Raw genomic sequence first — 15,435 nt, forward strand, 5'->3', positions numbered from 1 at the left:
CGTCAGACCCGCGCGTCGAGGCGTCAGGACCGCGCCGCGATCCCGGTCAGCAGCACGTCGGCGACGCCTTCGGCGAAGGCGTCGGTGTCCGCCTCGGGGTGGGCTCGCAGGTGGGAGACCATGGCCTCGACGGCGCCCTCGTAGACGAGGGCGAGGGTGCGCAGATCCGCCCCGGCCCGGATGACCCCGTCGCGCTGCCCTCGGGCGAAGACGCCCTCCTGCCCTTCGAAGGTCTCCTCCATGTCCGCGATGCCGAGCACCGGCCCGCCGTCCTCGTCGCGCAGGCCGGCGACGATCTGCTCGAGGGCCGCGAGCTCGCGCTCGTGGGTGCGGGCGAGCCGCGCCGCCCCCCTGATCGCCGCACGCAGGAAGGTCACGGCGTCGGCCTCCGCGTCGAGACCCTGCGCGACCTGGCTGCGCAGCTGGACGAGCGCGGTCCGCGCGGCCTCGGCCATGAGCGCGTCTCGCGAGGAGGCGTAGTGGACCACGAGCCCCTTGGAGACCCCCGCCCGAGCGGCGATGACCTCGAGGCTGGCGGCGGCGAAGCCGCGGGCGGCGACGGCGTCGATGGCCGCCTGCACGATCTGGGCGCGGCGCTGGTCGGGCGGGAGCCGACGGCCCGCCGTCACGCGGACCGCCCGCCGGGGCTCGTGCGGACGGCCTCGAGGGTCACGCCGGTGACGACGCCGGCCATGAGCACCGCGATGACGATCATCTCCGTGCGCATCCAGACCGGGAAGAGGCCGGGGATCAGCGCCTCGACGACGTTGGCCAGCAGCAGCACGGCGGCGATGATGCCGGCCGCGCGCAGTGCGGAGCGGGAGCCGGTGGCGGCCCGGCGCAGCCGCAGCGGGAGCAGCACCCCCAGCAGCAGGACGATCACGGCATGGATCCAGGCCTCGACCGGTGCGAGGCGCGGGGAGACGACCGTGAGGACGACGAGCGCCGGGATCGTCACGACCACGAGCACGAGGTAGACGGCGGCGAGGGTCGAGGCGAGCGGGAGGCGGGGCGATGCGACCATGCGGCCACCCTATTGACCGTTCGGTCAACAGGCAAGAGATCGCGTCCGACCTCGACCCTTGACAACCTGCAACCATTCGGTTGTAGGTTGTGCGTGTGCTCGACATCGACGAGGACCGCGCGGACGCGCTGTTCCATGCGCTCTCCGACCGCACGCGGCGGGACATCCTGCGGCGCGTGCTGGTCGGCGAGAAGTCGGTGTCGGCGCTGGCGCCGAAGTACGACATGAGCCTCACCGCGGTCCAGAAGCACGTGGCCGTGCTGGAGCGCGCGGGGCTCGTGACCAGGCGCCGCCAGGGGCGGGAATCCCTCGCCCGGGGCGACGTCGCGGCGGTCGGATCGGCCGCCGCCCTGCTGCGCGATCTCGAGGAGATCTGGCGCGACCGCATCAGCCGCATCGACGACCTGCTCGCCGACGGCCCCGACCAGGAGGATCACCATGCCGGTCACCGACATCACCACTGACCTCGACGCCCTGACCATCACCATCACCGCGCAGTTCGACGCACCCGTCGAGCGCATCTGGCAGATCTACGCCGACCCGCGCCAGCTCGAGAGGATCTGGGGCCCGCCCGCCTACCCCGCGACCTTCGTCGACCACGACCTCACGCCCGGCGGCCGCATGAACTACTACATGACGAGCCCCGAGGGCGAGAAGCTCGGCGGCTTCTGGGAGATCCTCGAGGTCGACGAGCCCCGCTTCTTCCGCTACCGCGACGGCTTCGCGGACGCCGAGAACGGCTTCGCCGTGAACACCGACCTCCCGGTCGCCGAGAACACCGCGACCTTCGAGGCCGCGGACGGCGGCACCCGCGCCGTCTACGTCTCGATCCACCCCACCCGCGAGGGCCTGCAGCAGGTCATCGACATGGGCGTCGAGGAGGGCTCGCGCGAGTCGATCGACCAGATCGACGCGCTGGTGGGCTGAGGTATTCCTGCCTCAGACCTCGCCGAAGCCCTCCCAGACCTCGTCGCCCGCGCGCGGGCGCAGGAGGGCCGGCTGCAGGGCCGTGGCCTGGCCGCGCGTGTAGAGCGCGGGGTGCGGGCTGCCGGTGGGCGCGCCGTCGACGGAGCGCTCGTCGGGCACCACGAACCCGTCGGTCGAGAGCACCTTGCGGATGAAGGTGCCGCGATCCGGGAGCGCTCCCCAGACGGCGCCGTAGACGCTGCGCAGCTCCGCGAGCGTGAACGGCTCGGAGAGGAACTGCGTGGCCAGGGTCGTGTACTCGAGCTTCGCGCGGACGCGCTCGAGCGCGTCCGTGAGGATCTCGCGGTGGTCGAAGGCGAGCTGCGGGGCGTCGGGGTCCTCGAGGATCTCCTCGACGCCCCACCAGCGCGCGAACGCCGCATCGTCGCCCGCCGTGGGATCGGGCAGATCCGGGGCGAAGGCCAGGTGGGCGACGGAGACGACGCGCATCCGCGGGTCGCGATCGGGGGCCGAGTACGTGCGCAGCTGCTCGAGGTGGTAGCCGGCGGTGTCCATGCCGGTCTCCTCGACGAGCTCGCGCGCCGCCGCGGTCGCGGCGTCCTCGTCGGGCTCGATGAAACCGCCGGGCAGCGCCCAGCTCCCCTCGTACGGGTCGGCGCCGCGCCGCACGAGCAGCACGCTGAGGGCGCCCGAGCGGATGGTGAACACGGCGAGGTCGACCGTCACCGCGAAGGGCGGGTGCTTGCTGGCGTCATAGCCGGCGGGAGCGGTGCTGCCGGGCATCTCAGGCGTCCTTCCGGGAGTCGGTCGAGGCGGCGGAGGCTGCGGGCGAGACCGTCCGGATCCCCGCGTCCGCCAGGTGCTGCGCGGTCTCCGCGTCGGCCTCGGGGTGCACGGCGGCGGTGAGGTCCTCGAGGACCCGCACGGCGCCCGCGCCGGGCAGGGCGGCGATGTCGCGGGCGCTCGCGGCGACGCAGTAGTCGAAGGCCAGGCCAGTCACGTCGACGTCGCCCGTGAACAGGGAGGGGAGGTCGGTGCCGCCGGCGGGGGCGCCGCCGTCGACGCCCGCGACGCGACCCTGGGCGAGGCTGTAGTCGGGGGTCCCCTCGCCCTTGACCACGTGGACGACCTCGGCGCCGCTGCCGACGAGCCGCTCGAGGGCACCCAGGATCGCCGGGTGGTACTCGGCGCCGGCGGTGCCCTGCACGCAGTGCACGGGCCAGGTGTCCACGAAGTCGGGCGCGGAGGGCGGGAGCGCGAAATGGCCGCCGTTGTCGCCCTCGGCGAAGTGCCAGTCGCGGGAGAAGACCACGCGGCGGTAGTCGCCGGCGTGCTCGGAGAGGTGGGCGGCGATGCGCTCGGCGACGGCGTTCCCGCCGGTCACGCCCAGGGCGCCGCCCTCGCAGAAGTCGTTCTGCACGTCGACGACGACGAGGGTGCGGGGCGCGTCGGCCGGCTCTCCCTCGTCCGCCGGCTCCGTCCCTTCCCACTGCTCGCTGACGCGGAAGGCCTGGCCCTCGCTGATCTCGCGGGCGCGCGCGGGCAGGCTCACGAGGCTCGCCGACGCGACGTCGCGCGCCTCCTCGGCGCTCGCGAGGCGCTGCGGGACGCCGTCGCGGATGACGTCGACGTGCACGGGGGTCGCGCCCTCCGGCACCGAGCCGTCGAGGGTCCAGACCTCGCGGCCGTCGGGGAAGCGGGAGACGGTCTTCGCGCCGCCCGTCGATCCCTTGTCGGCCGAGAGCTTCTGGACGCTGCGCAGCGGCGTTCCGGGCCCGTCGCCCACGGCGACGAGCTTGTACACCATGCCCGCCGTCGGATGGTCCGAGCCGGTCGCGACGCGCGTGCCCACGCCGTAGCCGTCGATCGGGGCGCCGGCGAGGTGGACGAGCGCGTACTCGTCGAGATCGCTGGTCACGGTGATGCGGGTGCTCGTCGCGCCGAGCGCGTCGAGCTGGGCGCGGGCCGCGGGGGCGACGGTCATCAGGTCCCCGGAGTCGATGCGCACGGCGCCGAGCCCGGTGCCGGCGACCTCGACCGCGGTGCGGATGCCCGCGGGGATGTCATAGGTGTCCACGAGCAGCGTGGTGCCCGGCCCGTAGGTCGCGATCTGGGCCGCGAAGGCGTCGCGCTCGGTGGGCCGGGCGAGGGTCGCGGCGTGGGCGGCGGTGCCCGCGACGGGGACGCCGAAGCGCCTGCCCGCCTCGAGGTTCGAGGTGGTCGCGAAGCCCGCGATCCAGGCGGCCCGGGCGGCCGCCACGGCCGCCTCCTCGTGGACGCGGCGCGAGCCCATCTCGATGAGGGGGCGATCCCCCGCGGCGATCACCATGCGCGCCGCGGCGGAGGCGATCGCGGAGTCGAAGTTCAGCACCGAGAGCACGAGCGTCTCCAGCAGCAGGCACTCGCCGAGCGTGCCGTGCACGGTGAGCAGCGGCGTGTGCGGCCAGTACAGGCTGCCCTCTGGCAGGGCGGTGATGGTGCCGGTGAAGCTCCAGTCGCGCAGGTACTCCTCGGTCGCCTCCGTGATGGCGCCGACCTCGCGCAGGTAGGCGAGGTCCTCGGCGTCGGGAGCGAAGTCCGTCAGGAGCGGCAGCAGGCGGCCGAGCCCCGCGAACAGGCCGAAGCGCCGGCCCTCGGGGAGTCTGCGGGCGAAGGCCTCGAAGACGGCCTCGTGGTGGACGCTGCCGTCCTCGACCATGGCCGAGAGCATCGTGTACTCGTACATGTCGGTCAGCAGTGCGGTGCTCGCGGGGGTGCTGCCGGTGCCGCGGCGCGACGCGGATGCCGTCATGAGCGCTCGCCCTTCATCGGTTGCGGAGTGACGGAATGGCGGGCCCGAGGGCCCGTCCCAGCCTAGCCCCGCGCGCACAGGGGGATGGTGTGTGATGGACGGATGAGCACCGACGACTGGTTCCTCTCCACGATCGAGCGCGGCAACACCTTCACGCGCCTCGACCACCGGCACGAGGGACGGGCGCTGACCAGTGGGAACACGGCCCGGGTGCATGTGCACGGCGCGGGCTACTTCACGCGGCTGCGCGAGCTGATCACCGCCCAGGGACCGGGCGACCTGCTGCTGTTCACCGACTGGCGCGGCGATCCGGACGAGAGGGTCGGCGAGGACGAGCTCACGATCGTCGAGCTGATCGCCGACGCCGCCCGCCGCGGCGTCATCGTCAAGGCGCTGTTCTGGCGCTCGCACCTGGACTCCATCCACTACTCCGAGGAGGAGAACCGCAGCCTCGCGGACACGGTGCGGGCGGCCGGCGGCGAGGTCATCCTCGACCAGCGGGTGCTGCCGCTGGGCTCCCAGCATCAGAAGTTCCTGGTGCTGCGCCACCCCGGACATCCGGAGCGGGACGCGGGGTTCTGCGGGGGCATCGACCTGTGCCACACCCGCCGCGACGACGCCGGGCACCTGGGCGATCCGCAGACGGTCTCGATGGGAGCGGTCTGGGGCGCGACGCCCGCGTGGCACGACCTCATGGTCGAGGTGGGCGGGCCCGCCGTCGGGGACCTCGAGGCGACTTTCCGCGAGCGCTGGGAGGATCCGACGCCTCCCTCGCTGGACCCGCTCTCGCGGATCCAGGCGCGCATCCACCGCGACGACCAGCACGCCGAGCCCCTCCCCCTGCAGGAGCCCGATCCGGCCCCCTCGGGCACGGTGGACGTGCAGGTGCTGCGCACCTACCCGCATAAGCGACCCCGCTTCCCCTTCGCGCCGTCGGGCGAGCGGAGCATCGCCCGCGCCTACGTGAAGGCGGTCCCGCGCGCCGAGCGGATCATCTACCTCGAGGACCAGTACATCTGGTCGCCCCAGGTGCTCTCGTGCTTCGCCGACGCGCTGCGCCAGCACCCCGGCACCCACCTGGTGATCGTCCTGTCGACCTTCACCACCGCTGACACGACGATCGCGAACGCGAGCGCCATGAGCTCGCGGAACGCCGCCCTGGAGCTGCTGCACGAGGCGGGCGGCGAGCGCGTCCATGTGTTCGGCATCGAGAACCACGAGGGCACGCCGGTGTACGTGCACTCCAAGGTGTGCCTCGTGGACGACGTCTGGATGACCGTGGGCTCGGACAACGTGAACCTGCGCTCCTGGACCTACGACACCGAGATCTCGTGCGCGCTCGTGGACCAGCAGGAGGACCCGCGCGAGCCCACGCGCCTGCGCTCCGACGACGACCTCGCCCGGGTCCTCCCCCGCGAGGTGCGCCTCGAGCTCGCGCGGGAGCACCTGGACCGGGCCGACGGGGACGACGCCGACCTCGTGGACCCGGACACCATGGTGCGGACGTTCGAGGAGAGCGCCGCGCGGCTCGACGCCTGGCACGACGGCGGGAAGCAGGGCCCGCGGCCCGCGGGGCGCCTGCGCCGGTACGTGCAGGCGCCGATCCCCGCACGCGAGCTGCCGCTGGGCCGGCTCGTCTACAGGATCGCCGACGACCCCGATGCGCGGCCCCGGCGGCTGCGCGGGACGGACTGGTTCTGATGGAAGCGCACGACGCGGCGCCCGATGCCGCGCTCCCCCTCGCCGAGTTCGCCTTCCCGGGTCCCCTGAGGGACCAGCTGGTCGGGGCGATCCTGTCCGGTGCGAAGACCGCGACCGCCTCGCTGCGGGAGGAGTACGTGCGCGAGGGCGCGGCCCTGCCCGTCGTCGGGGCCGAGGAGGCGGTGGTCGATTCCGACGAGCGCCCCGTCGCGGTGATCCGCACGACCGGCGTGCAGGTGGTGCGACTGGCCGACGTCACCGACGGCCACGCGCGCGCCGAGGGCGAGGGCCATCCCGACGCCGCGGCCTGGCGCGAGGGCCATGAGGAGTTCTGGGGCTCGGTCGAGTTCATCGCGGCCCTCGGGGAGCCCCAGATCGTGATCGACGACGACACCGAGGTGGTGTGCGAGACCTTCGAGGTCGTGCGCAGGCTCTGAGGCAGTCGGCCGGCCGATCTCGCCGGTGGTGGGGTGGAGTGCGGCGCGCTCAGCGCCCGAGCAGCCCATGCATCGTCGAGACGAACCGCTGCGCGTGGTCCTTCGTTCGCGTCGTCAGCACGATCTTCGTTCCGTCGCGCAGGTGCACGCGCAGCTTCCCCGACAGCAGGGTGGGCTTGTAATCGACGCGGACGACCTCCGCCGCCGGAGCCTGCTTGAGGATCTTCCACGAGCCGAACGCACGTCGGCGTGTGAGCACGACGCGTCGGTCGGTCGCCAGGAGGATCGGCGTGGTGTCGTTCTGGATGTCACCGACCTTCGTGTCGATGACGGTCTCCTCCGGATCGAGGACCCGCTCCGGCAGGTCGACGGTGAGCGCGTTCTTCACCTCGTCGTTCCTGTTCAGAACGGCGAAGAAGGTCTGCTCGGCATGCGTCGGATCGGCGAGGCTCACGGGGCCACCGTAGCGGGGGGGACGCGCCGGGCCGGGCCGGAAGGGGCCCGCGTGTTTCGTCGGCGTCAGCGCCGAGGGCGCTGAGCGCCATCCAGGAGGCCCCGCATGGTCGCGACGAAGCGCTCCGCATGGCCCTTCGTGGCGGTCGTCAGCGTGATGGCAGACCCGTCGCGCAGGTGCACGCGCAGCTTCCCCGACAACAGGGTGGGCTTGTAATCGACGCCGACGACCTCCGCCGCCGGCGCCTGCTCGAGGACCCTCCACGACCTGATGGCGCCCTCCTTCGCGAGGAGCACCCTCCTGTCGGTGGCGATCAGCAAGGGGTTCGTATCGGAGGTCGTGTCCCCGACCTTCACGTCGATCACGGTCTCGTCCGGATCGAGGATCTTCTCCGGGAGGTTCAGGTCCCACACGTCGCGCGGTTCGTCATTGCGCTGCATGACGGCGAAGAACGTCTGCTCGGCGTGTGTCGGGTCGGCGTGGTTCACGGGGTCACCGTAGCGCGGGCCGCATCGGCTTCCCGTGCCGAGCGCTCAGCTCGGTGCCGGCCCGCGCCCCTGGCGCAGCAGGCCCTCGAGCGTCTGCACGAAGGCCTGCGCCGACTCCGCTGCTCCCTTGCCCAGGCTGATCGGCTTCTGGTCCCGCACCTCGACCGTGACCGAGGCCGCCTTCAGAACCGTCCCTCCCGCGCTGCGCACGCCGGTGACCGACGGCGCCGCGGCCTCCCGCTGGGTGATCCAGCTCCCCGGCGCCTGCTCGCCCGCGAGCAGCACTCGGTGGTCGGTGAGCAGGAGCAGCTGATGCTCGCTCGACCACGTCGACCAGCCCTCGAAGACGCTGTGCACCCGCTCGCCCCGCGCGAGCAGCCCCTGCACCTCGGAGGGGACGGACGCGACCGTGGGGCCCCCGTCGGTCTCCGGCGGGGCGCCATTCACCGCGACGGCGTCCCTCTCCGCGGACCTTCCCGGCGCGCCACCAGCACGCAGCGCCTCGAGGGTGCGCAGCAGCTGGGCCGCGGCCTCGTGGTCGCCGATCTTCATCGTGACGGGCTTCTGCCCCTGCACCCCGATCTCCACGGACGCGGCCGTGAGCGTGCCGGTGACCTGTCGCCCTCCCAGCACCGCCGTCGCCGGCGCGTCGCGCATCGCCTTCCAGCGGCCCGGGATCGGCGCCTTGACCAGCAGCACCCGACGGTCCGTGAGCAGCAGCAGGTGCTCACTCGTGTAGTCGCGGTACCCGTCGGCGACGCAGTGGACCGTCTCCTCAGGCTCGAGCATCTCGTGCAGGCGACGATAGATCGACGGCTTCGCCGGGCGCCCGCGATAGGTGCGGTCGAGGGCGGCCAGCAGGGTGGTCTCGGCGGTCGTGGCGGTCACGGGCAACACCCTATGCAGAGCCTGTCGGGCGCTGATCGGAACGCCTCCCCGTCTCCTTCATGCCGTCGCGACGGCGGGCGACGCCGCCCGAGTCGTCCGTCAGGCCGCGCCGAGGCGCCGGGCCCGTCGGCGCTCGAGGGCGACGGCCAGCAGCACCGTGCCGATGCCCACGACCGCACCGATCGCTGATTCCGAGACGCGTGCGGCGAGCAGAGATCCCGCGGGCCGGGGGCTCGCCAGCTGCACCATCAGCAGGGCGAGCGGCGTGATGAACACCAGCCCCAGCGAGTAGTTGCGCAGCACGAACATCTCGGCGAGGAACTGCATGAGGATCACCCACACCAGCAGCTGCCAGGGCTGGCTGGGGAACGAGAGCAGGAACGCCGTCACGCCCACGCCCAGGGCGGTCCCGACGATCCGGTGCAGCCCGCGCTCCACCTGCAGGCGCCGGCCGGGCGCCGAGAGCGGGACGACGGCCGCGACCTGCGCCCAGTACGGGGACGGGATCCCCGTGAGGGAGGCGATGATGCCGCTGACCAGTGCGGCGAAGCCGTAGCGGGCGAACTCCTGGCGGCGCATCGCCCCCGTGATGCCCGAGGTGTCGGGGGCGGACGCGTCGACGTTCGCCTCCCCTGTCCAGCGAGCCAGGAATCCCAGGAGCACGCACCATCCGGCCGAGGCGCCGGCGATCAGGAGGGCGAGCCACCAGGGGGCGACCGACGGGGCGCTGGAGACCGCGGTGACCGCGAAGACGGGGAACACGGCCCCCGTCGGCCGCAGACCCTTGCTCATCACGAGCACCGAGCCGATCGCGGCGGCGAGAGCCCCGGCCACCGTGGTCAGGGCGAGGTGCATCCCGTGGCCGAGCACGTCCGCGGCCGCGAGCTGGGAGAGCAGGGCGCCGATGCCCACGCAGATCGTCAGCAGGACGCCCACGCGCACGTGGTGGTTCACGCGGATGGCGGTCGGCACGTACCGCGCGTAGATGGAGGTGAACCCGCCGAAGGAGGCGAACATCGCCCACTGGATGTGACCGCTCAGCAGCAGGATCACGAGCGGCGCCGCGAGCGAGACCGCGATCCTCACGGCCGGCGCGAGGTCGGCCCTGCCCGGACCGAGAGTGACCATGCTGCGGGCGGTCGAGGACACATGCCCGCTGAGGGACCGGGGATCGGGGAGAGAGGGGCGCACGGCTTTCCACGATAGGACGACTGGCCGCCTGCGGTCCCGGGTGTCCCGTCGATTGCCTCCAATCTCTCACGGGCCCTCCCGAGTGGGATGATGGGACTCCCCCTGCTCCCCGGTCGGCCCGCAGGTCGGCCAGGGGCGATTGCATTGCACCCCGTCCCTGCAGCGCGGTCCGTCCGCGTGACCACACACCCCGGAGGCGACGATGTCGTCCGCAGATCCCCGCCCCGTCGTCCCGTCCGATTCCTCCCCCGGCCCCGCCGGCTCCCCGCTGGTCGAGACCACCGGCATCGAGATCATCGCCGAGTCCGAGCGCACCGCGAAGCCCCACCAGCTGTTCTGGCCGTGGTTCGCCGCGAACGTCTCCGTGTTCGGCATGAGCTACGGCGCGTACGTGCTGGGCTTCGGCATCTCCTTCTGGCAGGCGGTCGTCGTCGCCGTGATCGGGGTCGTCGTCAGCTTCGCGCTGTGCGGCCTGATCGCGATCGCCGGCAAGCGCGGCAGCGCGCCCACGATGGTGCTCTCCCGCGCCGCGTTCGGCGTCCACGGCCAGAAGCTGCCCGGGATCATCTCGTGGCTCACCTCGATCGGCTGGGAGACCTCGCTCGCGATCTCCGCGGTGCTCGCCACCGCGACCGTGTTCCAGGCCCTGGGCCTCGCCTCCGGGACGACGGTGCTGGTCATCGCCACCCTCGTGATCGCGGCGATCATCGTGACCGCCTCGGTGCTGGGCTATCACACGATCATGCGGATCCAGTCGGTGCTGACCTGGGCGACCGGCGCGATGACGATCCTGTTCATGGTCCTCACGATCCCCCACATCCACCTCTCCGCGGTGACGGCGATCCCGGGCGGGAACGTGCAGAAGATGATCGGGGCGCTCGTGATGGTGATGACCGGCTTCGGTCTGGGCTGGATCAACATCGCGGCCGACTGGTCCCGCTACCAGCGCCGATCCGCATCCGACGGGGCGATCATCGCCTGGAACACGATCGGCGGCTCGGCCACCCCGGTGATCCTCGTGGTCTTCGGGCTGCTGCTCGCCGGCTCCGACGCCGACGTGATGGCGAAGATCGGCGACGACCCTGTCGGCACCCTCGTGACCCTGCTGCCGCTGTGGGCGCTGATCCCCTTCTGGATCGTCGCCGTGCTGACCCTCGTCTCCGGCGCGGTCAACGGCATCTACTCCTCGGGGCTCACGCTGCTGAGCCTGGGCATCCGCATCCCCCGCCCGGCCGCGGCGTTCGTCGACGGCGCGATCCTCACCGCGGGCACCATCTGGGTGGTCTTCTTCGCCGGCAGCTTCATCGGCCCCTTCCAGAGCTTCCTGGTCACGCTCGGGGTGCCGATCGCCTCCTGGGCCGGCATCCTCATCGCCGACGTGCTGACCCGACGCACCGACTACGACGAGGCGTCGCTGTTCGACGCCCGCGGACGCTACGGGGCCGTGGACTGGACCTCGATCGCGACCCTCGTGGTCACCTCGGCGCTGGGCTGGGGCCTCGTGGTCAACCAGTACTCCGACGCCTCGTACAACGACTGGCAGGGCTACCTGATCGAGCCGCTGGGCCTGGGCACCTTCATCGATGCGCCCGACGGCGCCTACTGGGACGGCCCGTGGGCGTACTCGAACCTGGGCGTGCTGCTCGCGCTCGTGCTGTCCTTCGCGGTCGCGATGGTGTTCCGCCGCCCGCGGATCCGCCAGCAGGAGGTCGGTCTCTCGCGCCGCGGGCGGTGAGGTGCGGGGCGCCCGGGTGCTCCGCGACGGGCGCCCAGGTCCTTCGGGATCGGCCAGAAGCGGCGTCGGGTCCGTGGTCTCGCGCGGGGGTGAGCACTACGCGTAGTCATAGGTCAGGTCACCTCATATATGGCACGTCACCCGACCTATGACTACGCGTAGTGACCGGGTGCCTCGGAGACCCCGGCAACCCGGCGGCGCCGCAGGGTCCGTGAGACATAGTCTGGGGCTCCGCTCGGCCGCGGTCATCGGCATCCCCGCGCGCCGTCCGCCCGACGACGAAGGAGTCCCATGACCTCGCAGCCCGTGCATCCGCACCCCGACGACTCCGTGTCCTCCCCCTCCCCCTGGCTCGTGGTCGTCGATCCGCAGCGGATCTTCGCCGACCCGTCCTCGAAGTGGTCCTCGCCGTTCTTCGACCAGGCGATGGAGCGGATCGCGCTCCTCGCCGCGCACGTGGGTCCCGAGCGCACGGTGGTGACCCGATGGCTGCCCACGGCCGACCGCTCGGGATCCTGGGCCGACTACTTCGCCGCCTGGCCCTTCGCCGACGTCGCGCCGGAGGATCCGCTGTACGACCTCGTCGGGGCCGCCCACGGCCTCACCGCGCACCCGACCGTGGACGAGCCCACGTTCGGCAAGTGGGGCGCCGGGCTCGAGAGCATCGTGGGACCGCACCCCGAGCTGCTGCTGACCGGCGTCTCGACCGACTGCTGCGTGCTGTCCACCGCCCTCGGGGCGGCCGACGCCGGGGCGCGCGTGCGCGTGGTGACCGACGCCTGCGCCGCCTCGACGGGCGAGAACGCCACGACGGCCCTGCAGGTCATGGGCCTGTACGCGCCGCAGGTCCGACTGACGACGTCCGCCGAGCTGCTGCAGGGTGCCGCCGGGTCATGGCAGGGTGAGCGCCAGAACTGATCGATCCGAGGAGGCACCGATGGCCAAGAAGGACGAGATCTTCATCGCCGGCGCCGCGGGCAAGCAGGTCGTGTGCGGGCACTGCGAGGGCAACCAGTTCCGCTCGCGGCGCGTGCTGCTGAACTCCGGCACCTCCGAGCTGTTCGGCTTCGCGGCCTTCAGCCCCGAGGCGATCGCGCTCGCCTGCGTGCAGTGCGGCAAGATGCAGGAGTTCGAGGACGGCCGCGTCGAGCTCGTGGCCGTCCAGGACTGACCGGGCCGGACCAGAGGATCGGAGGACACATGCCGATGGACAAGAAGCAGCTGCGCGCAGTGAGGGACAAGGTCGTCACGGCCTCCGCCGGTTCGACGCCCGTCGCCTGCTACCACTGCGGCGGCTGCCGCTTCCGCTGGCAGAAGATCGCACTCTCCTCGCGCGCCTCCTCGTACCTCGGCACAGAGGTGTTCGACGACGGCGCGATCGCGCTGGAGTGCGTGGACTGCGGCTGTCTCCTCGAGTTCCGCGAGGACCGCATCGAGCTCGCCCTGGCACCTTCGAGCACCCGACAGCGCAACTGAGCGAGGCGGGGCCGCACGCGCATGACCTGAACACGGCGGCGCCCCGAGGACCTGGTCCTCGGGGCGCCGTGGTCGGCGGGGGCCGACAGGGGGTGGGTCAGCGATCAGCTGCGGCCGTGGCCCTTGCCGTGGCCGGAGCCGCCCTTGCCCTTGCCGTGGCCCTTGCCGTGGCCCTTTCCGTTCCCGTGGCCCTTCCCGGGGCGGTTGCCGTCGTCGTGCTGCGTGCCGCCGGTGCCGGTGAACACTCCGTGCTGGACGATGCCCTCGGTGAGGTCGCCCGAGCCGGAGCCCGAGCCGCCGCCGTGCTTGAGGACGGTGCGGCGGTCGGCCTCGGGATCCGCAGCTCGCGAGACGTCGCGGGTCACGGCGAACCAGCCGTAGGCCGTGCCGTCCTTCAGGCCCTTCCAGGTGGCCTTCGCGTCCTCGCCCGACTCGTGCGTGACCTCGTCGATGGTCTTCGTCGTCGGGGTCAGGCCCATCATCGCGTCGGTCGTGAACGCGGTGGTGCGGCCGTCGAACTGAACGGGCACGCGGAAGTCGTCCTCACGGCCGTCGTACCGCCCCTTGGTGTCGTACTCGTGGGCCCCGAAGTTGTCGAGGTACGGGGAGTAGGTGTCGACGCTGACCTCGCCCTTGTCGAGGTCGAACTGGAGCAGGCGGAAGAAGCTCGCACCGAAGCGCAGGCCCGTGTCCTTGCCGTAGCCGCCCTCCTCGGTGAGGCCCAGCTCGTCGGAGCCGACCTCGTAGAACTGGTAGTCGGCGAGCAGCTCGGTGACGTCGTTGCCCTTCTGGCCCACGTCCTTGCGCACGCTGATGTTCACGCCGTGCTCGTGGCCCGAGAGCACCAGGTCCGCGTTCGGGCTCTTGGAGAGGACGCGGTCGTAGATGAGCTGGCCGTCGGCCGAGAACGGGCCCCCGCGGCCGTCGGGCGAGGACGAGGGCTTGAGGTAGGCGTGGGTGAGGACGATGCCGTTGCGGGTCGGGTACTTCGCGAGGATCCCCGCGGCCCAGTCGGCCTCCTCCTTCGTCACCGAGTAGCCGAGGTTGACGGTCACGAAGTCCTCGCCGCCCGCGCTGAACAGGTTGTAGGAGTTCGAGTTGTCGCCCTCCTTCCACGGGTGGTACTCCGCGCCCTCGGCCTTCCAGGAGGCCTTCTGCGCCTGCGCCTCGTAGCGCTCGGGGCCGAAGGTCTCGTTGAACAGGGTGTCGTCCTCCCCGCCCAGGTTGTCGTGGTTCCCGGGGATGGCGGCGTTGGGGATGCCGGTGTCCTCGAGGATCTTCTGAGCGCCGTCGGCGAACTGCATCTCCTTCTCGGGCACGGAGCGGTCGGTCGCGCCGGCGTTCCAGGACTCCACGACGTCGCCGGTGTGGGCGACGAAGGCGACCTTGCGCTCCTTGCCGTGCTCGGCGAGCCAGCGGTAGGAGTCCTCGTAGGCGTTCGCCCACTCGGTGCGCTCGGCCTCGGTGGGCCGCGCGGTCGCGCCCTGGGAGAGGTACTGGGTGTCGGTGATGTGCATGAGCGAGAAGTCGTAGTCGTCGGGGTCCTCGAAGGAGTCGTCGACGGGCTTGTCGAGATCGTCGGCGAAGGGATCCGTGCCCAGGACCAGCGTCTTGATGGTGCCGTGGTCGTCGTTGGCCTTCGCGGCGCTGCCGTCGAGCTCGACCTGGCCGTCGGAGGAGCCGCGCGAGGAGTCGAGCACCTCGTAGCGACCGGTCTCGGTGTTCAGGGCGAGCAGCTGCACGGCGCGCTCGGGGTCGACCTCACCGCGCCAGACGAGGCTCTGCCCCTCCTCGGAGAAGGGGATCTCGGTGGCGAGCGCGGGGATCTGGTCGGTCTTCTCGGTCTGGAGGGTGGTGCCGTCCGACGGGGAGAGCGAGTCCTTCGTCGCCTTCTCGTCGGAGAGCTTCACGTCGCCGTCCACGCCCTCCTTCTCGTCGAAGGCGGAGGCGGGGATCGTGCCGGTGCGGGAGTTCTTCGCCTGTGCGACGTCGCCCTGAAGGAAGGTGGTGCGCAGGGAGGCGCCGCTGGGGCTGGTGGCGCGGGCGGTGAGCGTGGCCTGGCCGCTGCCGCTGGACTGGGTGGTGCCGCCCGCCGTGGGGATGGTGGTGCTGGTGAAGGCGGTCGAGCCCTTCACCGCGGACCCCAGGGCGTCCTTCCCCGAGTAGCTGATGGTGTGGGTTCCGGCCTTGAGACCGGGGCCGACCTCGTCGCCGAGGGCGATCGGCTTCCCGTCGAGCTTCAGGCTGAGGTCTCCCGCGAGGAGGTCCTTGTTGTCGACGGTGCCCTGGAGGGTGGTGGGGCGGGTGAGCTGCTGTCTCTTAT

Annotated in this window: 17 protein-coding genes; 8 read left to right on the top strand and 9 right to left on the bottom strand. The window is 72.0% G+C overall.

The window, feature by feature from the left end; genetic code table 11:
- Nucleotides 1-23 precede the first annotated feature (23 nt).
- Entirely contained in the window at nt 24-629 is a 606-nt protein-coding gene (locus tag MHY49_RS13695; RefSeq protein WP_239204962.1) for a TetR/AcrR family transcriptional regulator, read from the bottom strand.
- Entirely contained in the window at nt 626-1,024 is a 399-nt protein-coding gene (locus MHY49_RS13700; protein ID WP_239204964.1) for a hypothetical protein, read from the bottom strand. Before MHY49_RS13700 ends, MHY49_RS13695 begins: the two co-directional genes overlap by 4 nt.
- A gap of 95 nt (nt 1,025-1,119) precedes the next feature.
- Between MHY49_RS13700 and MHY49_RS13705 the strand changes: the two genes are divergently transcribed.
- Both MHY49_RS13705 and MHY49_RS13710 read left to right on the top strand, forming a co-directional pair.
- Entirely contained in the window at nt 1,120-1,488 is a 369-nt protein-coding gene (locus MHY49_RS13705; protein WP_239204966.1) for a helix-turn-helix transcriptional regulator, read from the top strand.
- A complete protein-coding gene (locus MHY49_RS13710) occupies nt 1,463-1,951 on the top strand; it encodes an SRPBCC domain-containing protein (protein ID WP_239204968.1) in 489 nt (162 codons plus the stop codon). Before MHY49_RS13705 ends, MHY49_RS13710 begins: the two co-directional genes overlap by 26 nt.
- Nucleotides 1,952-1,963: 12 nt before the next feature.
- Here the strand turns inward: MHY49_RS13710 and MHY49_RS13715 are convergent, their stop codons facing one another.
- Nucleotides 1,964-2,734 (bottom strand): NUDIX hydrolase, encoded by a 771-nt coding sequence (locus MHY49_RS13715; RefSeq protein WP_239204970.1) that lies wholly within the window; start codon nt 2,732-2,734, stop codon nt 1,964-1,966.
- A 1-nt stretch (nt 2,735) separates the two neighbouring features.
- A complete protein-coding gene (locus MHY49_RS19390; protein WP_370646152.1) occupies nt 2,736-4,742 on the bottom strand; it encodes a nicotinate phosphoribosyltransferase in 2,007 nt (668 codons plus the stop codon).
- A gap of 102 nt (nt 4,743-4,844) precedes the next feature.
- On the opposite strand from MHY49_RS19390, the gene MHY49_RS13730 reads away from it, so the two are divergent.
- Together MHY49_RS13730 and MHY49_RS13735 are read left to right on the top strand one after the other, a co-directional pair.
- Nucleotides 4,845-6,443, top strand: a complete 1,599-nt coding sequence (locus MHY49_RS13730) for a phospholipase D family protein (RefSeq protein WP_239204972.1) — start codon at nt 4,845-4,847, stop codon at nt 6,441-6,443.
- Nucleotides 6,443-6,880, top strand: coding sequence for an ASCH domain-containing protein (locus MHY49_RS13735; protein WP_239204974.1), 438 nt, complete (start codon nt 6,443-6,445; stop codon nt 6,878-6,880). Before MHY49_RS13730 ends, MHY49_RS13735 begins: the two co-directional genes overlap by 1 nt.
- 49 nt (nt 6,881-6,929) lie before the next feature.
- On the opposite strand, the gene MHY49_RS13740 is transcribed toward MHY49_RS13735, so the two are convergent.
- The 4 genes from MHY49_RS13740 to MHY49_RS13755 form a co-directional block, all read right to left on the bottom strand.
- On the bottom strand, nt 6,930-7,334 hold the full coding sequence (locus MHY49_RS13740; RefSeq protein WP_239204976.1) for a PH domain-containing protein: 405 nt from the start codon (nt 7,332-7,334) through the stop codon (nt 6,930-6,932).
- A 65-nt stretch (nt 7,335-7,399) separates the two neighbouring features.
- On the bottom strand, nt 7,400-7,822 hold the full coding sequence (locus tag MHY49_RS13745; RefSeq protein WP_239204978.1) for a PH domain-containing protein: 423 nt from the start codon (nt 7,820-7,822) through the stop codon (nt 7,400-7,402).
- Nucleotides 7,823-7,867: 45 nt separating this feature from the next.
- On the bottom strand, nt 7,868-8,710 hold the full coding sequence (locus tag MHY49_RS13750) for a hypothetical protein (RefSeq protein WP_239204980.1): 843 nt from the start codon (nt 8,708-8,710) through the stop codon (nt 7,868-7,870).
- Nucleotides 8,711-8,809: 99 nt separating this feature from the next.
- Nucleotides 8,810-9,901 carry an FUSC family protein gene (locus MHY49_RS13755; protein ID WP_239204982.1) on the bottom strand — a complete coding sequence of 364 codons (1,092 nt, stop codon included), beginning with the start codon at nt 9,899-9,901 and terminating at the stop codon, nt 8,810-8,812.
- Nucleotides 9,902-10,103: 202 nt separating this feature from the next.
- Here MHY49_RS13755 and MHY49_RS13760 point away from each other — a divergent pair, with 202 nt between their 5' ends.
- The 4 genes from MHY49_RS13760 to MHY49_RS13775 all read left to right on the top strand — a co-directional run bounded on the left by MHY49_RS13760 (nt 10,104) and on the right by MHY49_RS13775 (nt 13,112).
- Nucleotides 10,104-11,636 carry a cytosine permease gene (locus MHY49_RS13760; protein ID WP_239204983.1) on the top strand — a complete coding sequence of 511 codons (1,533 nt, stop codon included), beginning with the start codon at nt 10,104-10,106 and terminating at the stop codon, nt 11,634-11,636.
- A gap of 291 nt (nt 11,637-11,927) precedes the next feature.
- On the top strand, nt 11,928-12,554 hold the full coding sequence (locus MHY49_RS13765) for a cysteine hydrolase family protein (protein WP_239204985.1): 627 nt from the start codon (nt 11,928-11,930) through the stop codon (nt 12,552-12,554).
- Between the two features lie 19 nt (nt 12,555-12,573).
- Nucleotides 12,574-12,807, top strand: a complete 234-nt coding sequence (locus tag MHY49_RS13770) for a hypothetical protein (protein WP_200503751.1) — start codon at nt 12,574-12,576, stop codon at nt 12,805-12,807.
- Between the two features lie 35 nt (nt 12,808-12,842).
- Nucleotides 12,843-13,112, top strand: coding sequence for a hypothetical protein (locus MHY49_RS13775; RefSeq protein ID WP_239204987.1), 270 nt, complete (start codon nt 12,843-12,845; stop codon nt 13,110-13,112).
- 104 nt (nt 13,113-13,216) lie between these two features.
- On the opposite strand, the gene MHY49_RS13780 is transcribed toward MHY49_RS13775, so the two are convergent.
- Nucleotides 13,217-15,435: metallophosphoesterase (locus MHY49_RS13780; RefSeq protein ID WP_239204989.1), on the bottom strand; the 2,219-nt coding region annotated here is incomplete at its 5' end.

It is taken from the genome of Brachybacterium sp. ACRRE (genome assembly GCF_022346485.1).
Lineage (GTDB): Bacteria > Actinomycetota > Actinomycetes > Actinomycetales > Dermabacteraceae > Brachybacterium > Brachybacterium halotolerans.